Source organism: Mycobacterium sp. UNC410CL29Cvi84, assembly GCF_000686745.1.
GTDB classification, from domain to species: domain Bacteria; phylum Actinomycetota; class Actinomycetes; order Mycobacteriales; family Mycobacteriaceae; genus Mycobacterium; species Mycobacterium mucogenicum_B.
In genome coordinates, this window is the sequence record NZ_JMLM01000002.1 from 286,088 (window position 1) to 310,190 (window position 24,103).

At 67.3% G+C, this 24,103-nt stretch carries 26 protein-coding genes; 13 read left to right on the forward strand and 13 right to left on the reverse strand.

What is annotated here, in order from left to right:
* Positions 1–72 precede the first annotated feature (72 nt).
* Both BR47_RS0105015 and BR47_RS0105020 read left to right on the forward strand, forming a co-directional pair.
* On the forward strand, positions 73–1,122 hold the full coding sequence (locus tag BR47_RS0105015) for an ABC transporter permease (protein WP_029118792.1): 1,050 nt from the start codon (positions 73–75) through the stop codon (positions 1,120–1,122).
* Between the two features lie 3 nt (positions 1,123–1,125).
* Positions 1,126–2,142, forward strand: coding sequence for an ABC transporter ATP-binding protein (locus tag BR47_RS0105020; RefSeq protein WP_020100200.1), 1,017 nt, complete (start codon positions 1,126–1,128; stop codon positions 2,140–2,142).
* An 87-nt stretch (positions 2,143–2,229) separates the two neighbouring features.
* Here the strand turns inward: BR47_RS0105020 and lon are convergent, their stop codons facing one another.
* From lon to BR47_RS0105040, 4 genes are all read right to left on the reverse strand, one after another.
* Positions 2,230–4,587, reverse strand: a complete 2,358-nt coding sequence (gene lon / locus BR47_RS0105025; protein ID WP_029118793.1) for an endopeptidase La — start codon at positions 4,585–4,587, stop codon at positions 2,230–2,232.
* Between the two features lie 29 nt (positions 4,588–4,616).
* Entirely contained in the window at positions 4,617–5,273 is a 657-nt protein-coding gene (locus tag BR47_RS0105030; protein WP_231506654.1) for a VC0807 family protein, read from the reverse strand.
* Between the two features lie 174 nt (positions 5,274–5,447).
* Positions 5,448–5,927, reverse strand: coding sequence for a nucleoside deaminase (locus tag BR47_RS0105035; RefSeq protein WP_020100203.1), 480 nt, complete (start codon positions 5,925–5,927; stop codon positions 5,448–5,450).
* A gap of 18 nt (positions 5,928–5,945) precedes the next feature.
* Complete coding sequence (locus BR47_RS0105040) at positions 5,946–6,626, reverse strand: LuxR C-terminal-related transcriptional regulator (protein ID WP_051634619.1); 681 nt, start codon at positions 6,624–6,626, stop codon at positions 5,946–5,948.
* Between the two features lie 517 nt (positions 6,627–7,143).
* On the opposite strand from BR47_RS0105040, the gene BR47_RS0105045 reads away from it, so the two are divergent.
* Genes BR47_RS0105045 through BR47_RS0105055 form a run of 3 tightly spaced genes read left to right on the forward strand, consistent with a single transcriptional unit; the run spans position 7,144 to position 9,254 of the window.
* Positions 7,144–7,767, forward strand: coding sequence for a PaaI family thioesterase (locus BR47_RS0105045; RefSeq protein ID WP_029118796.1), 624 nt, complete (start codon positions 7,144–7,146; stop codon positions 7,765–7,767).
* A 12-nt stretch (positions 7,768–7,779) separates the two neighbouring features.
* A complete protein-coding gene (locus tag BR47_RS0105050; RefSeq protein ID WP_029118797.1) occupies positions 7,780–8,487 on the forward strand; it encodes an EthD domain-containing protein in 708 nt (235 codons plus the stop codon).
* Positions 8,484–9,254 (forward strand): enoyl-CoA hydratase/isomerase family protein, encoded by a 771-nt coding sequence (locus BR47_RS0105055; protein ID WP_029118798.1) that lies wholly within the window; start codon positions 8,484–8,486, stop codon positions 9,252–9,254. Before BR47_RS0105050 ends, BR47_RS0105055 begins: the two co-directional genes overlap by 4 nt.
* 2 nt (positions 9,255–9,256) lie before the next feature.
* On the opposite strand, the gene BR47_RS0105060 is transcribed toward BR47_RS0105055, so the two are convergent.
* Both BR47_RS0105060 and BR47_RS0105065 read right to left on the reverse strand, forming a co-directional pair.
* The gene (locus BR47_RS0105060) at positions 9,257–9,445 is read right to left on the reverse strand and encodes a (2Fe-2S)-binding protein (RefSeq protein ID WP_020100208.1); all 189 of its coding nucleotides are present in this window, start codon (positions 9,443–9,445) and stop codon (positions 9,257–9,259) included.
* Positions 9,445–10,083 (reverse strand): hypothetical protein, encoded by a 639-nt coding sequence (locus BR47_RS0105065; RefSeq protein ID WP_029104922.1) that lies wholly within the window; start codon positions 10,081–10,083, stop codon positions 9,445–9,447. Before BR47_RS0105065 ends, BR47_RS0105060 begins: the two co-directional genes overlap by 1 nt.
* 273 nt (positions 10,084–10,356) lie before the next feature.
* Between BR47_RS0105065 and bfr the strand changes: the two genes are divergently transcribed.
* Both bfr and BR47_RS0105075 read left to right on the forward strand, forming a co-directional pair.
* Positions 10,357–10,836, forward strand: coding sequence for a bacterioferritin (gene bfr, locus BR47_RS0105070; protein ID WP_020100210.1), 480 nt, complete (start codon positions 10,357–10,359; stop codon positions 10,834–10,836).
* 113 nt (positions 10,837–10,949) lie between these two features.
* Complete coding sequence (locus BR47_RS0105075) at positions 10,950–11,432, forward strand: carboxymuconolactone decarboxylase family protein (RefSeq protein ID WP_029118799.1); 483 nt, start codon at positions 10,950–10,952, stop codon at positions 11,430–11,432.
* Positions 11,433–11,439: 7 nt separating this feature from the next.
* On the opposite strand, the gene BR47_RS0105080 is transcribed toward BR47_RS0105075, so the two are convergent.
* Positions 11,440–11,883: a nuclear transport factor 2 family protein gene (locus BR47_RS0105080; RefSeq protein ID WP_020100212.1), complete on the reverse strand. Its 444-nt coding sequence runs from the start codon at positions 11,881–11,883 to the stop codon at positions 11,440–11,442.
* Positions 11,873–13,672, reverse strand: coding sequence for an N-acyl-D-amino-acid deacylase family protein (locus BR47_RS0105085; protein WP_020100213.1), 1,800 nt, complete (start codon positions 13,670–13,672; stop codon positions 11,873–11,875). The genes BR47_RS0105080 and BR47_RS0105085 overlap by 11 nt, the downstream gene beginning before the upstream one ends.
* Before the next feature lie 124 nt (positions 13,673–13,796).
* Here BR47_RS0105085 and BR47_RS0105090 point away from each other — a divergent pair, with 124 nt between their 5' ends.
* Complete coding sequence (locus BR47_RS0105090) at positions 13,797–14,708, forward strand: dienelactone hydrolase family protein (protein ID WP_029118800.1); 912 nt, start codon at positions 13,797–13,799, stop codon at positions 14,706–14,708.
* Positions 14,705–15,088 carry a cupredoxin domain-containing protein gene (locus BR47_RS0105095; RefSeq protein WP_020100215.1) on the forward strand — a complete coding sequence of 128 codons (384 nt, stop codon included), beginning with the start codon at positions 14,705–14,707 and terminating at the stop codon, positions 15,086–15,088. The genes BR47_RS0105090 and BR47_RS0105095 overlap by 4 nt, the downstream gene beginning before the upstream one ends.
* A gap of 4 nt (positions 15,089–15,092) precedes the next feature.
* On the opposite strand, the gene BR47_RS0105100 is transcribed toward BR47_RS0105095, so the two are convergent.
* A complete protein-coding gene (locus BR47_RS0105100) occupies positions 15,093–16,376 on the reverse strand; it encodes a cytochrome P450 (protein WP_029118801.1) in 1,284 nt (427 codons plus the stop codon).
* A gap of 81 nt (positions 16,377–16,457) precedes the next feature.
* Between BR47_RS0105100 and BR47_RS0105105 the strand changes: the two genes are divergently transcribed.
* Positions 16,458–18,386, forward strand: coding sequence for a flavin-containing monooxygenase (locus BR47_RS0105105; protein ID WP_029118802.1), 1,929 nt, complete (start codon positions 16,458–16,460; stop codon positions 18,384–18,386).
* A 13-nt stretch (positions 18,387–18,399) separates the two neighbouring features.
* Here the strand turns inward: BR47_RS0105105 and BR47_RS0105110 are convergent, their stop codons facing one another.
* Both BR47_RS0105110 and BR47_RS0105115 read right to left on the reverse strand, forming a co-directional pair.
* Positions 18,400–18,816 carry a DUF6188 family protein gene (locus BR47_RS0105110; protein WP_029118803.1) on the reverse strand — a complete coding sequence of 139 codons (417 nt, stop codon included), beginning with the start codon at positions 18,814–18,816 and terminating at the stop codon, positions 18,400–18,402.
* Positions 18,817–18,872: 56 nt separating this feature from the next.
* Positions 18,873–19,079, reverse strand: a complete 207-nt coding sequence (locus BR47_RS0105115; protein ID WP_231506655.1) for a hypothetical protein — start codon at positions 19,077–19,079, stop codon at positions 18,873–18,875.
* A 390-nt stretch (positions 19,080–19,469) separates the two neighbouring features.
* Here BR47_RS0105115 and BR47_RS0105120 point away from each other — a divergent pair, with 390 nt between their 5' ends.
* Both BR47_RS0105120 and BR47_RS0105125 read left to right on the forward strand, forming a co-directional pair.
* Positions 19,470–20,762 (forward strand): DUF7159 family protein, encoded by a 1,293-nt coding sequence (locus BR47_RS0105120; protein ID WP_502685817.1) that lies wholly within the window; start codon positions 19,470–19,472, stop codon positions 20,760–20,762.
* A gap of 91 nt (positions 20,763–20,853) precedes the next feature.
* Complete coding sequence (locus tag BR47_RS0105125; protein WP_036420310.1) at positions 20,854–21,618, forward strand: L,D-transpeptidase; 765 nt, start codon at positions 20,854–20,856, stop codon at positions 21,616–21,618.
* On the opposite strand, the gene BR47_RS0105130 is transcribed toward BR47_RS0105125, so the two are convergent.
* Positions 21,608–22,357, reverse strand: a complete 750-nt coding sequence (locus tag BR47_RS0105130; RefSeq protein ID WP_051634647.1) for a helix-turn-helix domain-containing protein — start codon at positions 22,355–22,357, stop codon at positions 21,608–21,610. The genes BR47_RS0105125 and BR47_RS0105130 overlap by 11 nt on opposite strands.
* A 168-nt stretch (positions 22,358–22,525) precedes the next feature.
* Here BR47_RS0105130 and BR47_RS0105135 point away from each other — a divergent pair, with 168 nt between their 5' ends.
* The gene (locus tag BR47_RS0105135) at positions 22,526–22,870 is read left to right on the forward strand and encodes a hypothetical protein (protein WP_029118807.1); all 345 of its coding nucleotides are present in this window, start codon (positions 22,526–22,528) and stop codon (positions 22,868–22,870) included.
* Here BR47_RS0105135 and BR47_RS0105140 read toward each other — a convergent pair.
* A complete protein-coding gene (locus BR47_RS0105140; RefSeq protein ID WP_020100224.1) occupies positions 22,842–24,101 on the reverse strand; it encodes a cytochrome P450 in 1,260 nt (419 codons plus the stop codon). The two genes, BR47_RS0105135 and BR47_RS0105140, sit on opposite strands and share 29 nt — an antisense overlap.
* Positions 24,102–24,103 lie beyond the last annotated feature (2 nt).

Sequence of the window (24,103 nt, forward strand, 5' to 3'; positions counted from 1 at the left end):
GTCTGCACCAATCACCCGTCGGCTTTGGCTATCTTGCCGCTGCACGGTCAGCGAACACGTTAGATTCCACACGTGCTGATCGCGGCGTTACGGGACCTGCAGTGGCGGCGCCGCCGATTTCTCATCGCGGTGGTCGGCACTTCGTTCGTCTTCGCCATGACACTGGTGCTCACCGGGCTGGCCAACGGATTCCGGGTGGAGGCCAGCAATACCGTCAACTCGCTGGGCATCGACTACTTCATGATCCAGAACGGGGCGGCCGGTCCGTTCCTGGGATCGTCGCCGTTCGCGCAGACCGAAGTCGAACGCGCGCAAAAGCTTCCGGGCGTGCAGGCCGCCGCCGCGGTGGTCTATGCGGGCACGACGGCACTCGACAACGGGACGCCGCGGACCATGAACCTGTTCGGCGCCCCGACTGCCGGGCCGGGTATGCCGGCGATGTCGCAAGGTCGCCCGCCCGCCACACCCGACGAGATCGCGGTGTCGTCGACGCTGGGCCGCAAGATCGGCGATCAGATGCACATCGCCTCGCACACGCTCCAGGTGGTGGGGATCGTCAACAACTCCACCGTGCTGGCGCAGCAGCCCAACCTGTTCCTGACGACGGTGGGCGCGCAGCGCCTGGTGTACGGCGGGCAGCCCGTCATCGCGTCCGTGGGCATCCGGGGTAACCCCACCAAGGCGCTCGACGGCTACCGGCTGGTGGACCGCCACGGTGCCATCGACGACATGATGCGGCCGTTGAAAGTCGCGGTGGACGCCATCAGCATCATGGCCGTTCTGCTGTGGGTGGTGGCCGCGACGATCATCGGAATGTTCATCTACATGTCGGCGATGGAACGCACCCGCGACTTCGCGGTGTTCAAAGCCGTTGGGGTGAAGACGAAATCGATGATGGCCGGGCTGGCGTTGCAGGCCGTGTTCATCGCCGTGTGCTCCGCGGCGATCGGTGTGCTGCTGGCGATGGTGCTCGGGCCGATGTTTCCGATGCGGGTGGACGTCCCGGCCGGGGCCTACCTGCTGCTGCCGGTGGTGGCCATCACCATCGGGCTGATCGCCAGTCTGGCGGGCATGCGTAGAGCGGTGACGATAGATCCAGCGATGGCATTCGGGGGGCCATAGACCATGAGCGACTTACAGATTCGTGACCTGGTGGTGGAATACGGCAAGTCCGCCGACAAGATCCGGCCCATCGACAATTTCCAGCTCGAGCTGTCGGCGGGGTCGCTCGCGATCCTGTTGGGGCCCAGCGGTTGTGGGAAGACGACGTTGCTGTCGTGCATCGGCGGCATCCTCAAACCGACATCGGGCCAGATTCTGTTCGACGGTATCGACGTGACCACACTCGGGCCCAAGGCGCTGACCGACTATCGCCGCAACACCGTCGGCATCGTGTTCCAGGCGTTCAACCTCGTGCCCAGCCTCACCGCCGCCGAGAACGTCATGGTGCCGATGCGGGCCGCCGGCATGAGCCGCGGCGCGGCCCGACAGCGTGCCGCCGAACTGCTCGACCGCGTCGGTCTGTCACACCGCATGACGCACCGCCCCGGCGACATGTCGGGCGGTCAGCAGCAGCGCGTCGCGGTGGCGCGGGCCATCGCGCTGGACCCGCCGCTGATCCTGGCCGACGAGCCCACGGCGCACCTCGACTTCATCCAGGTCGAAGAGGTGCTGCGGCTCATCCGGGAACTCGCCGACGACCGCGTCGTGGTGGTCGCCACGCATGACAGCCGCATGCTGCCGCTGGCGGACCGGGTCGTCGAACTGGTCCCGACCGTCGCCAGCACCGAGCGTGAGCCCGAGGTCTTCGAGCTCGAAGCCGGAGATCTGGTGTTCGAGCAGACGACGATCGGTGACCTGATCTATGTCGTGCGGGAAGGCCGGTTCGAGATCACCCGCGAGATGCCCGACGGCGAGACGATGCTGCTGTTCACCGCCGGCCCCGGCGAGTACTTCGGCGAGATCGGGCCGCTGTTCGGGATTCCGCGCACCGCGACGGTGCGCGCCCTCACCGACGGCGTGGTCGTCGGCTACACCGTCAAGGATTTCCGGGCCCGGCTCGGGCCCGACCGCATCCACGAGCTCATCGAGCATCGCGCGATCCACCTGGCCGACGAACCACCGTCGGCCGACATCGCCTGAGGGTCCAGTTCTATCCGCGAGCAGACACAAAACTGTCGAATCTCGATCGAAAACGACAGTTCTGCGTCTGCTCGCGGTATTCGGTTGTCAGGCGGCGTTGGTCACGGCCTCAGCGGCCGGCTCCAGCGCCTGGGCGATGATGTCGGCGACGTCGGTCATGGGCCGCACATCGAGTGCGTCCAGGACCTCTGCCGGGACCTCGTCCAGATCCGGCTCGTTGCGTGACGGGATGAAAACCGTTGTCAGCCCGGCACGTTGGGCCGCCATCAGCTTCTGCTTGACCCCGCCGATGGGCAGCACGCGCCCGTTCAGCGTGACCTCGCCCGTCATCCCGACGTCGGAACGCACGTGCCGTCCGGTGGCCATGGAGACCAGCGCGGTCACCATCGTCACACCCGCGGACGGACCGTCCTTGGGCACCGCGCCCGCGGGCACGTGGACGTGGATGCGGCGATCCAGTGCCTTCGGATCGACGCCCAGCTCCGCCGCGTGCGACCGCACGTACGACAGCGCGATCTGCGCCGATTCCTTCATCACGTCGCCCAGCTGACCGGTCAATTGCAGACCCGGTTCACCGTCGTTGGATCCGGCCTCGATGTAGAGCACATCGCCGCCCATACCCGTGACGGCCAGGCCGGTCGCCACGCCCGGCACCGCGGTGCGCTCCGCAGACTCCGGCATGAACCGCGGACGGCCCAGGTAATCGACCAGATCCGGTTCATCCACGGTGACCGACTCGACGCCGGTGGCCAGCTTGGTCGTCACCTTCCGCAGCGCCTTCGCCAGTAGTCGCTCGAACTGCCGCATGCCCGGTTCGCGGGTGTAGTCCGCGGCGATCTTGCGCAGCGCCGCGTCCGTCACCGTCACCTCGTCGGTGGTCAACGCCGCCCGTTCGGCCTGCCGGGGCAGCAGGTAGTCCCGCGCGATGGCGACCTTGTCGTCCTCGGTGTAGCCGTCGAGCGTGATCAGTTCCATGCGGTCCAGCAGGGCGCTGGGGATGTTCTCGATGACGTTGGCCGTCGCCAGGAACACCACATCGGACAGGTCCAGATCCAGGTCCAGGTAGTGGTCGCGGAACGTGTGGTTCTGCGCCGGGTCCAGGACCTCCAGCAGCGCCGCCGCCGGATCGCCGCGGTAGTCCGAGCCCACCTTGTCGATCTCGTCGAGCAGCACAACCGGATTCATGGAACCGGCCTCACCGATGGCACGCACGACGCGGCCCGGCAGCGCACCGACGTAGGTGCGCCGGTGTCCGCGGATCTCCGCCTCGTCGCGCACACCGCCCAGTGCGACGCGGACGAACTTGCGACCCAGCGCACGCGCCACCGACTCGCCCAGCGACGTCTTACCGACGCCGGGAGGCCCGGCCAGCACCATGACGGCGCCGGAGCCGCGGCCGCCGACGACCGCCATACCGCGCTGGGCGCGGCGGGCCCGCACCGCCAGGTACTCGACGATGCGATCCTTCACGTCGTCCAGCCCGTGGTGATCGGCGTCCAGGATCTCCCTGGCGGCCTTCAGATCCGTCGAATCCTCGGTGCGCTCGTTCCACGGGAGCTCCAGCACGGTGTCCAGCCAGGTCCGGATCCAGCCGCCCTCGGGGGTCTGCTCGCTGGACCGTTCCAGCTTGCCGACCTCGCGCAGCGCCGCCTCCCGCACTTTCTCAGGTAGATCGGCCGCCTCGATGCGGGTCCGGTAGTCCGCGGGCTCCTCGGCCCCGGTGCTACCGTCCAGCTCACCCAGTTCCTTGCGGATGGCGTCCAGTTGCTGGCGCAGCAGGAATTCCTTCTGCCGCTTGTCCATTCCGGCGCGGACGTCCTCGGCGATCTTGTCGTTCACCTCGACCTCGGCCAGGTGCTCGCCCGTCCACTCGATCAGCCGGCGGAGGCGACGACTCACATCTGAGGTCTCCAGCAGCTCGCGCTTCTGCACGTCGGTCAGGTAGGACGCGTAGCCCGCGGTGTCGGCGAGTGCCGACGGCTGACTGATCTGGTTGACCGCGTCGACGATCTGCCACGCCTCCCGGCGCTGCAGGATGGCCAGCAGCAGCTTCTTGTATTCGGCTGCCAGGGTGCGGGTTTCCTCGGTCGCCTCGGTCTCGGCGATCTCGTCGACCAGGACCCACAGCGCACTGCCCGGGCCGGATGTGCCGGACCCGATGTGTGCGCGCCGCTCACCGCGGACGACGGCGGCGGTTCCGCCACTGGGCACGCGGCCGACCTGGACGATCGACGCCAGGACGCCGTGGGTGGGGTAGCGGTCGTCGAGGCGGGGCGCGATGAGCAGCGTCCCGGCCTCGCCGGCGGCTGCGGCGGCCTGGGCCGCGTCGACCGCGGCACGTGCGGCCTCATCGAGTTCGATGGGCACGACCATGCCCGGCAGGACGATCGGCTCGGTGACAAACAGGACGGGAACAGCGATGGGCGCTGTTGTGGCGTCAGACATCCGTACCTCCAAAGTTGAATCTCCTGCGCTCAACCTTTGGGGGTCTCGATTTGTTCCGCGCTCCTCGGCTCGCGCTGACCGCGCTGTTCCCAGCGTGCCGCGGCCCGCCTGCCGACCACGAACGTCGCCGTCATCAGCAGGCCGGTGGTGGCAAGCGACAACACCGAGGTCAGGGCGTTGGCAGCGTCGACCGACATGGAGAAGATGACCGCCAGATGGAGTGCGCTGCCGAGGAGCAACCCGACGCCCCACATCGCTGAGAGCAGAATGTGCACCCGCCGCCGGTAGGCGACCGCGGCCGGGCTGGTGTCCTGTTCTCCGGTCTGAACGCGCTCCGACACGACCTGGGTGAGCGGCGTGCCGACCACGCAGCTGCCGAGGAAGATCAGGCCGCCGAGGCCGCCCACCAACGTGTTGCCCGCCAGCAGCATTCGCGGATCCGACGTGCTGACGCCGACGGCCAGGCTCAGCCCGAAGTTGAGCATGAGAAAGCCCGCGAACGGGTCGAGACGGCGAGCGCTGATCGCGTCGTAGGCGACCTTGCCGCCGGCCAACACCGTGGCGGTGAGCAGGGCCACATATTCGGAGACGCCCGCGGCCCGCAGTCCGTAGTACGCGATCAGTGGCGGAGCGATGTCCAGCAGGACGCCGCGGATGATCGGTCTCATGGACTGTGCCTGGCTCACGGCGACGACAGTATGTGGTGATCCTGAGTGGCCGCCAAAAGCGGGAGCCTGCCGTCTCGGGGGTAACGGCAGGCTCCCGTGATTACAAGTGAAGCACCAGGACGCCGAGGTTCCATGGACCGATGCCGAAGAGAGACATAGCAGTTGGCTAACAGTTGAGACTCGGAACGGCGCTCACGGCCGGAAGCACGCTTCGTACAACCCCTTCATGGTGCCGGCGAGTTCCGCGACGGGGCCGTCGACCGGCACGCCGGGCGCGACGGCCGAGATGGGCAGCGCCGCAACGGGGGCGGGCGCGGCGCCCCACTCGCCGAGCCAGCCGACCAGTTGCGCCGACGACGTCGCGTAGACGATGCGGCCCAGGCCCACCCAGGCGTGCGCGGCCGAGCACATCGGGCAATGTTCACCGGAGGTGTAGGTCACCGCTGCGGCGCGCTGAGCGGGATCGAGATTGGTTGCCGCCCAACGGGCGATGGCGAATTCGGGGTGCTGGGTCTGGTCTCCGCCGGACACCCGGTTTCGGTCTTCGAAGACCACGACACCGTCGGCGTCCACCAGGAGCGAGCCGAACGGTTGGTCGCCGTCCTCCAGCGCCTCACGGGCCAGCTCGACGCAGCGGTTCAGGTGGCGCAGATCATCGGCGGTGACGGTCATGGCACGGAGTTTACGGAGTCACAGATCGTCGATACTGATGATCCGATCCTGGATGGCGCGCGCGACCAGCGCGGCTTTGGTGCCGGCCGGGCGGCCGGCGGCGATGTATTTGGCCCGGATGCGCTGCAGATGGGTGCGCACGGTACTGGGCGCCAGGAACAGCTGCTGGGCGACGAGTTCCTTGCTGTCCGTCCGGAACCACGCCAGCAGTACCTCCTGCTCCCGTGGTGCCAGTACCGGGCGCAGGCAGAAGTCCCGGTCGTCGAGAGCGGCTGCCACGTTCGGGCCCACGTAGGGGAACGGGGTGACGGCGGCCCGGATGGCCTTGAGCAGGTGCTCCCGTCCTGCGGTCTGCATCAGGTAGGTCCGGGCGCCCGAGTCGATCGCGGTGCGGATGACGTCGCGGTCGGTGAGATGCGAGTACACCACGACGTGGTAGCCGCGGTTGGTGAGGTCGCGGACAGCGGCGAGACTGTTCGCTTCGTCCGCCCTCAGTCCCAGGACGACCACCTGGGCGTCGTCTTCGGGAACGGGGTGACGTCGCAGGAACTCCTCGGTGTCGGCGTAGTAGGACGTCGGGGTCGCGCAGAGCGCGTGGTCGTCGCGGAGCCAGGCCGCGATGCCGGCATGGACGACTTCATACGAGTCGACGACGGTCACCTGTGAAACCTGATAGCCAGCGAACGGATCGATCCGCATCGTCCTGAACTCCTTTACAACCGGATCCCGCCGGCTCGCCCGCAGTATCCGGGATCGCATTGCCGCGTTGTCCATCGAAATTTGCTACGCGAACACCGGCGGCGCCTGTGTCGAGACTCTAATCGGCGGCTGTGACGATGTACAGCATTCCGGCGCAAGGGGCGGATGTTTGGCAAATGTGCGTCGCGGCGATTCGGCGATGTGGTACCGCCCCGGGCTATCTAGCTGGTAGAAGAGTTTCGGCCGGGTTGCCGAGGTGTTAATTTGGGGACCCGTACCGCGCTGTGCGCCGCCGCGTCGCGAGAGTCGAGGGGTGTACCGCCGGTCTCGGTAAATCCGTTCCCGGGGTTCGCGTATTGGATTTGCTGCAATTGCGTTTCGCCGTTGCTGCGGCCGTAGTGATCCACGGCGGCGATCTGCCCGCCGGGAATCGCCGCCGTCGTGGCGAAAACCGTTGCCGCGCAGGCAATGGGACCCCACCCTCGACAGCCTGATTAGAACGTGTTCTAGTTCAAGGGTGCTCGAGGACACCATTCAGAAGCTGAGCGCCGACGAGGTGGCGCGGATGCGAGCCGTCTACGAACCGCTCACGCAGTCCGTACGCGAGCTCATCGATGCCACCATCCGGACAGAGGTCGGAGCCGCGGCCATCGCCGCCGTGCAGGCCGAGATCGACGCCGCCACCGCCCAGCTCCGCGCGCAGCAGCTCGAGGGTTCGTTCGGCATCAGGTTCGGCGCGCAGGGCAGTGAAATGCCCTGGGGCAATGCGGTGATCGGGGTTCGAAACCCGATCGCGCCGCCCGTGGTCCTCATCCGGGCTGCCGACGGCAGCGTGTCGGCCGACTTCCGTCTGGGCGCCGCGTACGAAGGCCCGCCGGGCCACGTTCATGGCGGGGTGTCGGCGATGATCCTCGACCACGTCCTCGGCGAGGGGGCAAGCCTGCCGGGACAACCGCGGCTCACCGGCACCCTCACCATGCGCTACCGGCGCATGACACGGCTCGGCGATCTGCACACCGAGGCCCGCATCGTGCGGACCGAGGGCATCAAGACCTATGCCGTCGGGCACATCGCCGATGCCGAGGGCATCACGGTGGAGGCCGAGGGCGTATTCATCACGCCGCGCTGGGCGCGGGACTGACGGGGAGATTCGATGGAGAAGGTCATGGTCACGCTGCGGCGTGACACCGCCGACGACGCCTGGTGCGAGCGGCTGCGCACCGAGGTCGCCGAGGAGTTGCTGGCGCTCGGGGTGCCCGGATTGGCGGTCAACGTCAAGGACGGCGCGGTCCGGGACTCGCTGATGCTGCTGACGACGCTCGAGCCGCCCGTCGTCGCGGTGGTCAGCGTGTGGACGCAGCAGTACTACGGCGCGCAGATGACCGCGGTGCTGGATCGGCTGCGGGCCGAATGTGCCGAGCTGGCCGCATATCTGGTCACCGAGTCGGTCCCGATGGCCGGCCCGGCGATCGTTGTCGGGGAGCGCACCACGGGCCTTGCCAACGTCGCGTTGCTGCGCCGCCCCGACGGCCTGGACGAGCGAGAGTGGTTCCGTCGCTGGCACATCGACCACACGCAGGTGGCCATCGACACCCAGTCCACGTTCGGTTACACGCAGAACGCGGTGGTGCGCTCGCTGGCGCCCGACGCCCCGCAGCTCGGCGCCATCGTCGAGGAGCTGTTCCCCATGGAGGCGACCACGAGCCTGCATGCCTTCTTCGGCGCCGCCGACGATGCCGACCTGGCCGACCGCGCGGGCAAGATGGCCGCCAGCACGTCGGCCTTCGGCGCCAACGTCAGCATCGACACCGTGCCCACCAGCCGCTACATCATGCGAAACCCGTTTGGAGACAACCTGTGACCGACCCCGCCGCGCTCGTTCAGATCGACGACACCAACCGGGTCCGGACCCTGACCCTCAACCGGCCCGACGCGCTCAACGCGTTCAGCGAGGCGCTCTACGACGCGACGACGATCGCGTTGAAGGAGGCCGCGGCCGACCCGGAGGTGTCGGTGGTCCTGCTCACCGGCGCCGGCCGGGCATTCAGCGCCGGCAACGACCTGGTCGAAATGCAGGAGATGGTCACCAACCCCGAATATCAGATGGGGGAGTACGGCTTTCCCGGCCTGATCGAGGCGCTGACGGCGTTTCCGAAGCCGTTGATCTGTGCGGTGAACGGGGTCGGCCTGGGTATCGGCACCACGATCCTCGGCTACGCCGATCTGGCGTTCATGTCGACGACGGCGCGGCTCAAATGCCCGTTCACCAGCCTGGGCGTGGCGTCGGAGGCGGCGTCGTCATACCTGTTGCCGCGGTTGATGGGCCGGCAGAACGCCGCCTGGCTGCTGCTGTCCTCGGAATGGGTGAGCGCCGAGGAAGCCCTGCGCATGGGTCTGGTGTGGCGGGTGTGTGCGCCCGACGACCTGTTGCCCGAGGCCCGTCGTCATGCGGAAATCATTGCGTCGCGGCCGCTTTCGAGCCTCATGGCCGTCAAGCACGCGATGGTGGAACCGACCCGTGAGGCGATTGCCGCGGCGACGCAGCGCGAGTCGGGCCAGTTCGCCGAGTTGCTCGGCGGCGCCGCCAACGCAGACGCGCTGACCGCCTTCGTGGGGCGCAAGGGGTAGCGCTAACCCGCCTTGTGGACCGGGCAGTCGGTGCGGGCCGCTTCGATGATTGCCCGCACGGTGCGGCGGCAGCGGCCGCAGTCGAGGCCGGCGCCGCACTTCTCGGCGATCTGCTTCGACGTGGTCGCGCCACCCTCGACGAGTTCGGTGACGACCTGGCTCGTCACCCCGGTACACAGACAGACGAACATCAGTCGGCCGCCTCGTCGATTGACGTGATGTGGGCCAGGGTTCCGACGAAAACGGTTGGGTAGACGCCGAATCCGGCGGCCGACATCCATTCGGCGGCGGCGTCGGGGTGATCGATCCAGCGGCGGGCGGCGGCCTCGTTCTCGATCTGTTGCAGGATCAGCACCTCGTGGCCGTCGTCGAAGGCCCGGTATACCCAGACCTTGCACACGCCGGCGTCCCGGAACCGGGCGGCGGCGTCGTGCACCTTGTCCATCAACGCGGGGACGTCCTCGACCGCGGTCACGACGCCGACGACGACGGACGCGACCGAATGCTGGCCCGGTGGTGGCGTGGCGAGATCGATCTTCTCGACCACTTCGCCGGCGAAGACCGCGGGGATGTCGTCCACGCCGGAGGTGTCGAAGAATTCGAATATCGCGGGCGAACGCAGAACTTCGCGGACGGAATTCGCATTACGGATGCCGACGGTGGCCAATACCCGTCCCGGTTCCCAAAGTGACGAATACACCACGACGTGGTGTGCGGAGAGTTCGGTGAGAATTGAGCGGTGCGATTTCAGCCGCTCCCACATCGATTCCACATCATCGACGCGATAATCGGCGGCAAGAATGAGCGAATGCAGCGGCTGCTCGCTCATCGGGTCCTGCCATTCCATAGGTTCGCCGGGGACCGCGACGGGCGTCGCGGGGGTTAGTGCAGTCTAACCTTACTTAGGGCAGCCAGTCCATAGCCGCTGGCCAGTGGCGAAGTCCCGGATCTCGATACCTGGGATACGCGGCCGAATCGGATGGGAAACGCGGGGTCAATCCCGTCGCCCTATGGGAGGCGCTGGACTAGGTTGGAAACCGGCGCGTCGTTGTTCCGCGCCCGTGACACTTGACCCAGCCCCGATGGTGTTAAAGGAGCCGAAATGCAAGGCGACCCCGAAATCCTCAAGCTGCTCAACGAGCAATTGACCAGTGAACTCACCGCGATCAACCAATACTTCCTGCATTCGAAAATGCAGGACAATTGGGGCTTCACGGAATTGGCCAAGCACACCCGTGAAGAGTCGTTCGAGGAAATGCGCCACGCGGAGACGCTCACCGACCGCATTCTGCTGCTGGACGGCCTGCCCAATTACCAGCGGTTGTTCTCGCTGCGCGTCGGACAGACCCTGCGCGAGCAGTTCGAGGCCGACCTGGCCATCGAGTACGAGGTGGTCACCCGGCTGAAGCCGGGCATCATCATGTGCCGCGAGAAAGGCGACGCGACGAGCGCCAACATCTTCGAGGCCATCCTCGCCGACGAGGAAGGCCACATCGACTACCTGGAAACGCAGCTGGAGCTGATGGACAAGCTCGGCGAGCAGCTCTACGCGGCACAGTGCGTGTCGCGCCCGCCGTCGTAACGGGTACCGCTCGGACGCGGCCTCGCCCTTCGGGGCGGGGCCGTTGTCGTTCGCGCTGAATTCGTCCGCCAAAAAACTAGAACTTGTTTCAGTTTTGGCGTAGCGTGCGAAAAGTGAGCCGAATCGGAGATTTCACCGACGAAGACGTAACCGCCTGGGTGGTCAAGTCACCCGACATCGGCACGGCCATGGCGGGTTTCACCAACGCCGTCTACACCAAGGGCCGCCTGCCGCTGCGCGTGCGCGAATTGGCCCGTGTGGTGATCGCCCTCGACAACGAGTGCGTGGTGTGTCAGAACACCCGCGATTCGGCGGCCGAGGCGGAGGGCGTCGACGAAGACCTCTACAACCACGCCGGCGTGTGGCAGACCTGGCCGGGCTACTCCGAGCAGGAGCGCATCGCCGCCGAGTTCGCCTACCGGTTCGCCTCCGACCACACCGGGCTGCGCGACGACGAGGACTTCTGGGCCCGTGCCGCAGAGCATTTCAGCGACGAGCTGCTGACCGACCTGGCGCTGTCGTGCGCCATGTGGCTCGGCATGGGCCGCATGCTGCGGACCCTCGACATCGGTCAGGCCTGCAAGATCACCCTCTGAGCGAGGTCTAGACCAGGCCCGTCGCGTCGAAGATCCACGACATGTCGGCGGTCGCGAAGTTCTCCAGCCAGGACGGCGGCGCGAAGTTCGACAGCGCACCCATGTCCCAGTAGTCCTTCCACAGCGTCACCTTGCCGTTCTCGACGCGGTGCACGGTGACGAACTTGAGGATCGCGGATTCCCCGGTCTCCCAATGCCATTCCTCGTGGTGCTCGTACATGGCGTCGGCGCCGTTAGTCAGCAACAGGCCGTCGAAGTTCTCGTACGAAGCCAGCGGCTCCAGGCCGATCTTGAGCCGCTTGACGATGTCCTCGGGCCCGCGCGCGGCGGCGGCCGGCCCCACCGGCATGTCCAGGTAGATGCAGTCGTCGGACACGAAATCCTTCAGCCGCTCCCAATCGCGCGCCGACAGCGCCTGCCACAGACCGTGGACCGTATCCTCAACCGACACTGGCGAACTCACCTTCCTTGGCGACGGGCAGAGCAGGGGTCTGACGGGCGAACCGCAGGAAGCGGCCCGTGCGGGTGGTGCCGACCAGATCGGTCGGCACGCCGTCGCGCACGACCTGCCGGCCGCCGACGAACACCGCGGCGACGGTGGCGTCGTTGCGGTTGACCATGCGGGACAGCCCGCCGTACTGCTCGACGGGGTCCTCGGCGTAGGCGTCGAGCGAATCGTCCAGCCGCTCGGGGTCGATGACAACGAGGTCGGCGCGGTCGCCGACGCGCAGATGCCCGGCGTCCAGGCGGTACCAGTCGGCGAGTTCACCGGTGAGCCGGTGCACGGCCTGCTCGACGGACAGGAAGGGCGTACCGGCGCGCTCGGCGTCGCGCACGTGCCGCAGCAGGCGCAGGCCCATGTTGTAGAAGGCCATGTTTCGCAGATGCGCGCCGGCGTCGGAGAAACCGAGCTGGATGCCGGGGTCGCGGGCCAGCTTCTTCAGCACCTCGGGGCGGTGGTTGGAAATCGTTGTGCGCCAGCGGACATCGCGGCCGTATTCGAGCACCAGATCGAGGAAGGCATCGACCGGATGCAGCCCGCGGTCGACGCCGACCTGACCGAACGTCTTGCCGACGAGGGATGCGTCGGGGCAGCCGACGATCTCGGCGTCGAAGAAGTCGCGGTGCCACACGCGCACGCCGAACTTGTTCTCGTAGTCCTTGCGGAACTGGCGACGGTACTCGTCGTTGCGCATCAGGTCGTTGCGCTCGACCTCGTCGCGCAGGTGCAAAGCCGCTGCGCCCGAACCGAATTCCTCGAACACCACGAGATCGATGCCGTCGGCGTACACCTCGAACGGCACCGGCAGGTGCTGCCACCGGAAGTTGCCGCCGAGCTTGTTCACCAGCCGGGCGACCGGACCCATGATGGTGATGGCGTACGGATTGGCCTTGATGTCGGCGGCCGACAGCAGGCTGGTCTTGAGGTTCTCGCGGAACAGGCCGAGCGACTGGGCCAACTGCGACACCAGGTTCAGTGGGTTCTGCAGGTCCGGACCCGACTGCAGGATGCGGCCCGAGCGACGCAGCTGCGTCTTGAGCCGGCGGAGCTCGCGCGCCTTGGCATAGGTGGACGGCAGGGTTCGGGACCGGCAGGTGTCGCCGTCGATCTTGTCGAAAAGCAGCTGTTGCGAAGACATTCCGACGAATCCGGCCTGCAGCGCGGCCGCCAGCATCTGCTCCATCTCGGCCTGCTCGCCGCGGGTGGGACGCACGTCCTTGCGGGTGGCGCGGTCCAGACCCATGACGGCGGTGCGCATGTCGGAGTGGCCGATGAAGGCTGCCACGTTCGGCCCGAGCGGCCGGTCCTCGAGCGCGGTGACGTAACCCTCTGCGGTGTCCCAGGTCTTGTTCTCGTCGACGGCGGTGATGACGTGGTCGCGCGGGATGGCCTCCACCCGGCCGAACAGGTCACCGGCGTCCTCACCGCCGACGTGCACCGTGGACAGCGAGCAGGAACCGAGCATCACGGTGGTCACGCCGTGCCGCAGCGACTCGGCCAGGCCGGGGCCGGCCAGCACCTCGACGTCGTAGTGCGTGTGGATGTCCAACAGGCCGGGCGTCACCCATTTGCCGGTGGCGTCGACGACGTTCGGGCACCCGGTGTCATCCAGGTCCACGCCGATCGCCACGACGTGTCCGTCGCGGATTCCGATGTCCCGGACCGCGGAAGGCGCGCCGGTTCCGTCGAACCAACGGCCGCCCGCGATGATCGTGTCGAACGTCGTTGCAGAGGTCACCTAACTATAGAAGCGTGCCGGTCAGGCCCATGTCAATGAAAAAGTGAACACTTTCCAAAAAATGTCTACTCGTCCTGGGGAAACCTTGTGACGACGCTCAGGATCAGGGCGGATACTGGCTCGGGTGACCCCCTTGCAGCGGTACATCGCCGAGGAAATCGCCACCGACCACGTCGACGGATTGCTGTCCCGTCGTGAGGCGCTGCGCAGGCTCGCGCTGCTGGGCGTGGGCACTGCGGCCGCCAGTGCGCTGATCGCGGCATGCGGTGAGAATCGAGGCCCCACCGCGGCCACCACGTCGAGCACGTCGTCGGGCAAGCCGTCGATCGCGCCCGGCCCACCGCCCGGTATGGAGAACGCAATCCAGCCCGAACCGATCACCTGGGCCGACGGCAAGCTGCAGGGGTCCTGGGCCGCGGCCGCCCAGCCGCGCGGTGCCGTCCTGGTGATCCACGAGAACAAGGGCCTGACCGATTGGGTGCGGTCGGTAGTCGGCCGCTTCGGCGGTATCGGGTACTCGGCGCTGGGCATCGACCTGTTGTCGGCGCAAGGCGGCACCGCGGCCTTCACCGATCCGGCCGAGGCCACCGCGGCGCTGGGCAAGATTCCGCCGGACCAGTTCATCGCCGACCTGCGGTCCGGGCTCGACGAACTGCAGCGGCGGGCGCCCGGCATGAAGCTCGCGGTGCTCGGATTCTGCTTCGGCGGTGGGCTCACGTGGCAGCTCCTGGCCGCCGGCGAGCCGAGGCTGGCGGCGGCGTTGCCGTTCTACGGTCCGCTGCCCGACCCGCACGACTTCGCCGGCTCGAAACAGGCTGCGGTGCTGGCCTTTTACGGCGCCAAGGACGCGCGCGTGACGGCGAGCAAGGACGCCGCGGCAGCCGCGCTCGAGCAGGCCGGCATGGTCCATCAGATCGTCGTCGAGCCCGACGCCGATCATGCGTTCTTCAACGACTCGGGCCAGCGGTACAACCCCACCGCGGCCGCCGACGCCTGGACACAGACGCAGTCCTGGCTGCAGAGGTACCTGGCATGACGACGACGCGCATCCCGGCTCTGCTCGTGGCAGCGGCACTCGCCGCGGCAGTGACCGCAGCGTGTTCGGCTCCGGCCCCGGCACCCAACAGCACCCCGACAACCAGCGCCGTACCGGTGACCGGTCCGGTGCAGGGGCCGGCCATCACCATCACCGCGCTCAACTTCGGCGACCCGCTGACCGTGCCGCCCGGCGCAAAGATCACCGTCGTGAACAGCGACGACGTCGCGCACACCGTGACGTCAAAGGTGAAGGGACAGTTCGACGTCAAGGTCGGCGGCAATGCGCAAGCCACCTTCACCGCACCCACGGCACCGGGCCGCTATCCGTACTACTGCGTGTATCACCCCGGGATGGTCGGTGTCCTGATCGTCCAGTAACCGGTCAGCGCGGCGGCGTCCAGCTGACCGGCAAGCGCTTGATGCCGTGGATGAACTGCGACCACAGCCGGTCGGGCTCGTCGGTGGCCGTCAGGTCGGGCACCCGGCGGTGAATCTCCTCGAACGCCACGGCGATCTCCCGGCGGGCCAGGTTCGCACCCAGACAGAAGTGTGCGCCACCGCCGCCGAAGCCCAGGTGCGGATTGGGGTTGCGGTGCACGTCGAACAGCCAGGGCCGGTCGAATTTCGCCTCGTCGCGGTTGGCCGAGCCGTACCACAGCGTAACCTTCTGCCCGGCTTGCATTTTCACGCCGGACAGATCGAAGTCCTGCGTCAAGGTCCGGCGCATGTAGACGACGGGGGAGGCCCAGCGGATGATCTCCTCGACGGCGGTGGGCGCCACCGCGTCGTAGTCGGCCCACCACTGGTCCCGCTGGTCGGGGAACCGGCTCAGCGTCAGGACCCCGTGGCTGATCGCGTTGCGCGTCGTCTCGTTCCCCGCGACCACCAGCAGGATGAAGAATGACGCCACCTCGCTCGAGGTCAGTCGTTCGCCGTCGACCTCGGCCTGCACCAGGGCAGTGGTCAGGTCGTCGTGGGGATTGCTGCGCCGATCATCGGCCAGAGCGGTGGCGTAGGCGCCAATGTCCATGGCGCACCGGAAGAACTCCTCGTAGTCGGTGGTCAGATCGGGATCGCCGAACCCGAGAATGATGTTGGTCCAGTGGAAGATCCGTTCGTGATCCGGCTCCGGGATGCCCATCATGTCGCAGATGATCTGCAGCGGCAGGGGACCGGCCAGGTCGGCCACGATGTCGCCGTGCCCGTCCGGGTGCCGCTCGATCATGGACTCGACCAGGCTGCGGGCCCGGTTGCGTACCGACGCCTCCGTCCGCGCCACCACTTTCGGGGTGAACGCACTGCGCACGATGTTGCGCAGTCGCGTGTGCCGCGGGTCGTCCATGACGATCATCGAGCCGAAATACTCGGCCAATTCCGGCGTTTGTTCGGGGATCGTGATGCCGTCGGCGGAGCTGAAGATGTGCGGGTGACGGCTGGCGAAGAACACGTCGTCGTACCGCGTCAACGCCCAGTGGCCGGGGCCCGTTTCGAACCCCTCCTGGGCCAGCTCGCCGTGGAAGGCGATGGGTGCCTCGCGCCGCAGCGTGGCGAACGCGCCGTCCCGGATCGCATCGCGCCGGCCCCAGAACTTGATCGAACCGAGGTCGATGTCGGACAGTGCGAGGTCCGCCGGGGGTACGCCGTTCTCGAGTAACGCGATGGCCATCTTCGGAGCGTAAAGCCCGGCTGTACCGCACCGCGGGAGAATCGGCTGCGAACATTCCGTTGGACGTGATAGTTCCTTGTGGTGCGCAACCCACATGCAGGACAACCGTTTACGACCTCCGACGAGGACATCGCCCGTGCTCTGCTGGACGTCAGCATCCCGACGCTGATGCTGTCGCTGGTGCACATGTCCGGTGATCCGGAGCTGATCCGCGGTGCCCTGCGCCCTGCCGGGCTGTTCCTCAACGAGGTCCAGGGCTACATGTCCGAGGGCGACAAAGCCGCGGTACGCACCCTGGCTCTGCAGGTTATCGCCGACTACCGTGACCGCGGCTGTCCCGAGCCGGAACCGATCGGCGCGGAGCTGCTCAAGGAGATGATGGAGTGGCTGGTCTGCGAACCGGTGCCCGACGAGTACGTGCCGATGGTGCTGGAGGAGATGGAGCTCGACGGGACGGATGTCCGAGCCGGGGCGGCGGGGCGTGACACCGAATCGGCCGCGGATTTTCCGGTCCTCGTCATCGGCTGTGGCGAATCGGGACTCCTCGCCGGTATCCGCCTGAAAGAGGCGGGAATTCCGTTCACCATCATCGAACGCGCTGCCGGGGTCGGCGGCACCTGGTGGCACAACAGCTATCCCGGCGCCCGCGTCGATGTCGGAAATCACTTCTACTGCTACAGCTTCGAACCCAGCGACCACTGGACGCAGTTCTTCGCCGAACAACCGGAACTACAGGCGTATTTCGAACGCATCCTGGACAAGTACGGCATCCGCCCGCACGTCCGGTTCGAGACCGAGGTCACCGGCGCGACGTGGGACGAGGCCACCGCGACATGGCAGGTGGCTGTCCGCACCGCGGACGGAACGGTTGAGACGGTGTCGGCGCGCGCCGTCATCAGCGCCGTCGGGCAACTCAATCGTCCTTACCTGCCGGCCATCTCGGGACGCGATGATTTCGCGGGCCCGGCATTCCACTCGGCGCAGTGGGATCACGACGTCGACCTCACCGGCAAGCATGTCGCGATGGTCGGCGCCGGCGCCAGCGGCTTCCAGATCGCGCCGTCGATCGCCGGGAAAGTCGCTTCGCTCAACATCTTTCAGCGCACCGCGCAATGGATGTTCCCCAACCCCAACTACCACGCCATGGTCGGCGACGGCGTCAAGTGGGCGCTGAGGCACCTGCCGTTCTACGGCCGCTGGTACCGCTTCCTGCTGTTCTGGCCCGGCTGCGACAAAGGTCTGGCCGCGGCCCGCGTCGACCCGGACTATCCCGATCAGCAACGCGCGGTGAGCGAGATCAACGATGTCACCCGAATCATGTTCACCGAGTGGATCAAAGGCCAGATCGGTGACAACCCGGACCTGCTGGCCAAGGTCATCCCGGACTACCCGGCCACCGGCAAACGCACGTTGCAGGACAACGGAAGTTGGCTCCAGACCCTCACACAGGACCACGTCGAACTGATCCGCACACCCATCGCGCGCATCGAGCACGACGCCGTCGTGACGGCCGACGAGCAGCGCCATCGGGCCGATGTGATCGTGTACGCCACCGGTTTTCACGCCGGCAAGGTCTTGTGGCCCATGACCGTCGTCGGGCGTGACGGCCGCGTACTGGCCGAGCAGTGGGGTGAACGGCCCACCGCGTATGTCGGTATCACGGTCCCGGGATTCCCGAACTTCTTCTGCATGTACGGTCCCGGCACCAACCTCGCCAGTGGCGGCAGCCTGATCTTCCACTCGGAATGCCAGATGCGTTACATCTCAGAGTGTTTGGACCTGCTGCTGGCCGGACACGGGACGTGGATGGAACCGCGGCCCGAGATGCTCGACGACTGGGTGCAGCGCAGCCAGGCCGAGATGCGCACCATGGTGTGGTCGCAGCCGTCCATCCGGCACTCGTTCTACAAGAACGCCGACGGCGACATCTACACGCTCAGCCCGTGGCGTCTGGTCGACTACTGGACCTGGACACGGACCGTCGACCCGGAGGACTACACCTTCGGGTGAGCGGCCGGCCCGGTCAGCTGTTGACGGTCTCGTCGTCCGGCAGATCGTGCCGGACCACCCGCACCCGCCCGTGCGGCAGGCACGCGGCATAGCCGTGGTGCTTGCCGTAGAGCTCCCACGAGGTGTGCTCCTGATCGGTGGGCACGTCGATGCGGTGTCCGTCGGCGAACGCCAGATGCAGGCTGCCGTTGTCATCCCATTCGGCGTGTGTGCACTTCTGGCCGGCGAAATCGAACAACGGCCGCTCTTGCTTGCGCACGTCGGCAGGGTTGATCGCGACGACTTCCTGCGGGTCGGTCTCGGTGGCAGGCAGGGTCAGGGCCAGCGGTGCCGAGATGACGAGCTCGTTGTAGTCCTCCAGGTCCAGCACCAGTCCGTCGCGGAAGGAGATCCGCTGCACTGCGCATCCTTTAATCCACTGTTCGGTCATAACCCACTGTGTTACGACCTGGCCCGCTGCGCAAGATCGCGCCGTGCGGTGACGCGCTAGCGGTTGACGAGGGGAAAGGCGAGGGCGCAGCCGGATTCGATGGAGTGGGCCCAGGCGTCCTGCTCGGCAGAGGCCCGCAGGTGCCGGGGCCGCGCGGTCCAGCCGCAGGTGCACGTCGCGTAGGAGCAGCCGAGGCCGCGGACATGAACGCCGACCACGCCATGGGACACCACGGTGGGCTGGGTGAGTGGCGGTGCCGTCATGATGTTGACCTCCTGGCCGGTCTTGTTCACAATTCTCGCTCCGCCCCGTCACAGGATCAGGCAGCGACAGGTCACAACTAGGCCACTGGATTACCTCATCTGGCTCGCGTCAAACTTCGCGGTGGCGAGCGGGCCACGCCGAGCGGCGGTCGTGAAGATGGCTAATACTGATAACGGTTTGAACACAGCGCCGTGGACAACTGGCAAATCATCGCAGGTCGGTGGCTTGCGGACGGGTGCATTGTGGCCCAGATAACGGGTAAGGTCACCGGTCAAAGGGTGGCTTGTCTCACCACGATTCCGGATAGTTCCCGCACGCCGAAGCGCGCGTCATCGCCGGTCGTGCGTCGCCGCCGTGCGTTTTTTGAAGGGGTTGTTTGCGTGGACGCGGTGCTCGGTTTGGCCATGACTCCGTCGTCCATCGGCCTCGTCCTGGTGGAGGGCAACGACGTCGACGGGTTCACCATGGACCACGACGCCGTCGAGATCATGAATTCCGGTGATGCCACCGCCGCCGTGCTGCGCAGCGAGGCCCGGGCGGCGACACGCGGGCTGCGGCTCAAGTCGATCGGGCTGACGTGGAGCGACGACGCCGACGCCGAGGCCTCGATGCTGATGCAGTCGCTGTCGGACTCGGGGTTCGACAACGTGGTGCCGGTGCGCTTCCCGGAGGCCAACGAGGCCGTGGCCCGCGGCATCGCCGACGCGCTGGGCTGTGGGACCACCGCGGTCTGCACCATCGAGCCCGAATTCGCGATCACCATGATCGTGCACGCGGCCAGCGGCGCCGTGCACACCGCCGTCAACCACTCCATCGGCTCCCGGGCGGGCCTGACCAGCTGGCTCAGCGCGGTTTTCACCCGCGCGGACTGGCAGCCGGAGGCACTCGTGGTCATCGGGTCCGCCGGTAACTTCGAGGCGATCCTGCCGGGGCTGCAGGATGCGCTCTCGGTGCCGGTGTTCACGCCGGAAGAAGCGGATTTGGCCCTTGCCCGCGGCGCTGCGCTGGTGTCGGTACGGTCGGGCGATTCCGAACTGTCCGAGCCGTACTACTTCGGTGACGAGGCGCGCCCCGACGAATGGGCCGGTCAGGATTTCGGCTGGGATCCCACCTTCGACGCGTTCGAGGAGCAGTTCGAGCGACCTGTCTTCGCGCCGGCCGGCCGGCATCGTTCGGGCGGTTCGTCCCGCTGGGAGCAGGTGTCGAGCTCGCCCGCGCTGCCCCTGGCGATGCTGGCCGTGGGATCGACGGCGTTCGTGGCATCGGTGTCGATGGCGGTCACGCTGCAGTTCCTGCCCTCGCACGGTGGTACCTCGACGTCCGTCACCAAGAGCCCGCGGCCCGCGGCCGCCGAGCAGGCGGTCGCGCCGGCCGAGCCTCCGACGGTGCATGTGGCGCCCGCCGCCGAGCCGTCGGCCGAGCTGTCGGCGCCCGTCGAGGCGCCGCTGTCCGATGCGCCGGTCGTCGAGCCGCCGGCGGCTCCCGTCGTCGAGCCGGAACCGGCAGCGCACCCCGACGGCCTGCCGGCAGCCGACGCGCCGCCCGCCGCCACGGACATCCCGCCGGTGGAAATGCCGTCGAACGCGGTCGCCGTCGCAGTACCGGCCGAGGCCCCGGCGCCGCCGGCTCCGGCGCCGGCCGATGTCGCCCCGCCGGCTGAGCCCGCCGCGCCACCGCAGTAAAGCCTGAGGTCGGGACCCACGGCGTGCGGCTAACCGAAGTAACGCCTGGCGCCGAACTACGATATGTAGTGAACGTATCTCGGACCGGAGGATGGACCCCTTGCCCAAAACTGTGCGTTATGCGCTGGCTGTCGCCGCATCTGCGGTGATGATGCTGAGCGGCTCCGTGGGTGCTGCTGTCGCGGCGTTGCCCGAGTCCCTTCCGGTCGTCGCGATCACGCCGAGTGGCGGACCTGCCGTCGGGGTCGGGATGCCCGTCACGGTGACCTTCGGTCGGCCGGTGGCCGACCGGGGCCGCGCCGAGGGGACCATCGAGTTCTCGTCGCCGAAGATGACAAAGGCACCCGCCGGGACATTCTCGTGGCTCGCGGACAACAAGGTGCAGTTCACGCCCACCACGTACTGGCCGGCGCACTCGTCCATCACGGTGTCGGTCGGCGGGGTCAAGCAGTCGTTCGAGACCGCCACGGCCACCCTCGGCGTCGCGAGCATCAGCGGACACACCTTCACGGTGAGCATCGACGGCCAGGTCGTGAAGACCATGCCGGCGTCCATGGGTAAGCCCAAGCACCCCACGCCGGTGGGTTCGTTCACGGCCATGTCGAAAGAGAGCCCCGTGGTCATGGACTCGCGGACCATCGGCATCCCGCTGAACGACCCGGAGGGCTACAAGCTGACGGTCTACTACGCGGTGCGGGTCACCTCGGGTGGCGTCTACGTCCACGCGGCCCCGTGGTCCGTTGCGCAGCAGGGTAATTCGAACGTGAGCCACGGCTGCATCAACCTGAGCACCGACAACGCGTCGTGGTACTACAACCAGGTGAACATCGGCGACCCGATCGTCATCAACGCGTAGCGCTTTCGCGGATAGCCTGCGCCGTCGCGTCGTCGGCGGGCAGGAACGCCTCGATGCTCAACTCCGCGGCGGTCAGGTCGAGCGCTGTGCCGAATGTGGTGACGGTGCTGAGGAATGTCAGCGCCTCGCCGTCGGGACCGTCGATCTCCAGCGGCACCGCAACGCCGCCGAGGTCGGACGATTCGACGTCGCCACCGGGGTAGGCCTCGATCTCGGTGAGCAGATCGTGAAGCTCGGTCGAGGCACTGCCGGCCACCTCGCGGCGCAGGCGGCCGATCACGTGGTGCCGCCACTGCCCGAGATTGCGGATGCGGGGTGCCAGCCCGTCCGGGTGCAGTGAAATGCGCAGGGCGTTGGGTGGATTCAGCAGCTCGGGTGCGACGCCCTGGAGCAGCACCGCGATGCCGGCGTTGGCCGCGACGATGTTCCACAGATGGTCGACGGCCAGGCACGGGAACGGCTCGTATGCGGCGAGCACGCGATCGATCCCGGTGCGCACGGCGCTCATCTCCGGGTCGTCGAGCGACCGCTCGGCGTACACCGGCGCATGACCCGCGGCCAGGAGCAGCCGGTTCTGTTCTCGCGCAGGAACATTCAGCACACTGCCGAGCTTGAGCACCATGGCGCGGCTCGGTGTCGACCGGCCGGTCTCGATGAAGCTGAGGTGGCGGGCCGACACGTCGGCCTCGATCGCCAGGTCGAGCTGGCTGATGCGTCGCCGCTGGCGCCACTGCCGCATGAGCGCTCCGAACGGTTGCGGCGAATGTGTCGGGGCGGCGCTGGTGACGGTCACGAGTCAAGTGTCGCGGCTGCACGACCTGGTGGCGACTACCTGAGAGGTAATTGCGGCAATTACCTGACGGGGACAGTCTCGAATCGTCCGACAACGCAGCAGGAGGCGATCGAGATGCGCACCACCCACCCCGCAACCGAGCCGTCGACACCGGCGCCGCCGGTCTGGTTGCGGGCGGTCATGGCCGCCGACCGAACCGGATCGGCCTGGTACGTCGGTACCGGTTTCTTCTTCGCGCCCGTGTTGATGCTGGTATCGCCGTGGCCCGCGCTGACGACCGTGCTGTGGGTGGTCATCGCCGTCACCGGCTTGTGGCTCGGCCTGCTCGGCGTTGCGATGGCGACCGGCCTGGCGATGGTGCTGCACTCGGGCCAGGAGCTGTCCGACGACTACTGGCAGTCGCTGCTCGACTATCCCGACCGGTCGAAGGTCAGTGCGCGACAGCCGGTTTCGCGTTAGCGCCGGTGTAGTCGACCTGCCAGTGCTTGATGCCGTTGAGCCAGCCGGACCGCAGGCGCTCGGGCTCACCGAGCGGACGCAGGTCCGGCATGTGGTCGGCGATCGCGTTGAACATGAGGTCGATGGTCATGCGGGCCAGGTTCGCCCCGATGCAGTAGTGGGCGCCGGTCCCGCCGAAGCCGACGTGCGGATTGGGGTCGCGCATGATGTTGAACGTGTACGGGTCCTCGAAAACCTCTTCGTCGAAGTTGGCCGACCGGTAGAACATCACCACCCGTTCGCCCTTCTTGATCGGCACGCCGCCGAGTTCGGTGTCCTCCGTCGCGGTGCGCTGGAACGAGGTGACCGGCGTGGCCCAGCGGACGATCTCGTCGGCTGCCGTCGCCGGACGTTCCCGCTTGAAGAGTTCCCATTGGTCGGGGTGTTCCGCGAACGCCATCATGCCCTGGGTGATGGTGTTGCGGGTGGTCTCGTTGCCCGCCACCGCCAGCAGGATGACGAAGAACCCGAACTCGTCGTCGGAGAGCTTGTGGCCCTCGACGTCGGCCTGCACCAGGCGGGTCACCAGGTCGTCGCGCGGGTTGGCGCCCCGGTCGGCGGCCATCGCCATGCCGTACATGATCAGTTCGACCGACGCGGTGATGGCGTCGTTGCCGGCGAATTCGGGGTCCATGTCGCCGACCATCTGATTGGACCAGTGGAACAGCTTCTTGCGGTCTTCCTGGGGCACGCCCATCAGCCCGGCGATCGCCTGCAGGGGCAGCTCGCAGGACACCTGCTCGACGAAGTCGCCGTAGCCCGCGGTCGCGGCCTCCTGCACGATTTGTTGTGCGCGCCGGCTCAATTCGTCCCGCAGCAGTTCGATGGCGCGGGGCGTGAACATGCGCGAGATGATCTTGCGCAGGTGGGTGTGGTGCGGTGCGTCCATGTTCAGCAGCACGAACTTGCCGCGCTCGATCTGCTCGGTGACGGTGCCGTCCTGGTACCGGGGGATGGCGGTCTTCGCCTGGCTGGAGAACACGTCGCTGCGGCGGGACACCTCCTTGACATCCTTGTGCCGCGTCACCACCCAGTAGCCACCGTCGTCGAAGCCGCCCTTGCCCATGGGTTGTTCGTTCCACCAGATCGGCGCGACGTGGCGTAGTTCGGCCAGTTCCGCGACCGGGAGCCGCTGGGCGTAGATGTCGGGGTCCGTGAAGTCGAATCCGGCTGGGATGTTGGGTGCCGTCATGT

Excerpts from the sequence above, each read along its gene's own strand:
- BR47_RS0105020 (WP_020100200.1), top strand. The coding sequence starts at position 1,126 with ATGAGCGACTTACAGATTCGTGACCTGGTGGTGGAATACGGCAAGTCC.
- lon (WP_029118793.1), bottom strand. The coding sequence starts at position 4,587 with ATGTCTGACGCCACAACAGCGCCCATCGCTGTTCCCGTCCTGTTTGTC.
- BR47_RS0105035 (WP_020100203.1), bottom strand. The coding sequence starts at position 5,927 with ATGACCGTCACCGCCGATGATCTGCGCCACCTGAACCGCTGCGTCGAG.
- BR47_RS0105040 (WP_051634619.1), bottom strand. The coding sequence starts at position 6,626 with ATGCGGATCGATCCGTTCGCTGGCTATCAGGTTTCACAGGTGACCGTC.
- BR47_RS0105050 (WP_029118797.1), top strand. The coding sequence starts at position 7,780 with ATGGAGAAGGTCATGGTCACGCTGCGGCGTGACACCGCCGACGACGCC.
- BR47_RS0105060 (WP_020100208.1), bottom strand. The coding sequence starts at position 9,445 with ATGTTCGTCTGTCTGTGTACCGGGGTGACGAGCCAGGTCGTCACCGAA.
- BR47_RS0105065 (WP_029104922.1), bottom strand. The coding sequence starts at position 10,083 with ATGAGCGAGCAGCCGCTGCATTCGCTCATTCTTGCCGCCGATTATCGC.
- bfr (WP_020100210.1), top strand. The coding sequence starts at position 10,357 with ATGCAAGGCGACCCCGAAATCCTCAAGCTGCTCAACGAGCAATTGACC.
- BR47_RS0105095 (WP_020100215.1), top strand. The coding sequence starts at position 14,705 with ATGACGACGACGCGCATCCCGGCTCTGCTCGTGGCAGCGGCACTCGCC.
- BR47_RS0105100 (WP_029118801.1), bottom strand. The coding sequence starts at position 16,376 with ATGGCCATCGCGTTACTCGAGAACGGCGTACCCCCGGCGGACCTCGCA.
- BR47_RS0105110 (WP_029118803.1), bottom strand. The coding sequence starts at position 18,816 with ATGACCGAACAGTGGATTAAAGGATGCGCAGTGCAGCGGATCTCCTTC.
- BR47_RS0105115 (WP_231506655.1), bottom strand. The coding sequence starts at position 19,079 with ATGACGGCACCGCCACTCACCCAGCCCACCGTGGTGTCCCATGGCGTG.
- BR47_RS0105125 (WP_036420310.1), top strand. The coding sequence starts at position 20,854 with ATGGACCCCTTGCCCAAAACTGTGCGTTATGCGCTGGCTGTCGCCGCA.
- BR47_RS0105130 (WP_051634647.1), bottom strand. The coding sequence starts at position 22,357 with ATGCGGCAGTGGCGCCAGCGGCGACGCATCAGCCAGCTCGACCTGGCG.
- BR47_RS0105135 (WP_029118807.1), top strand. The coding sequence starts at position 22,526 with ATGCGCACCACCCACCCCGCAACCGAGCCGTCGACACCGGCGCCGCCG.
- BR47_RS0105140 (WP_020100224.1), bottom strand. The coding sequence starts at position 24,101 with ATGACGGCACCCAACATCCCAGCCGGATTCGACTTCACGGACCCCGAC.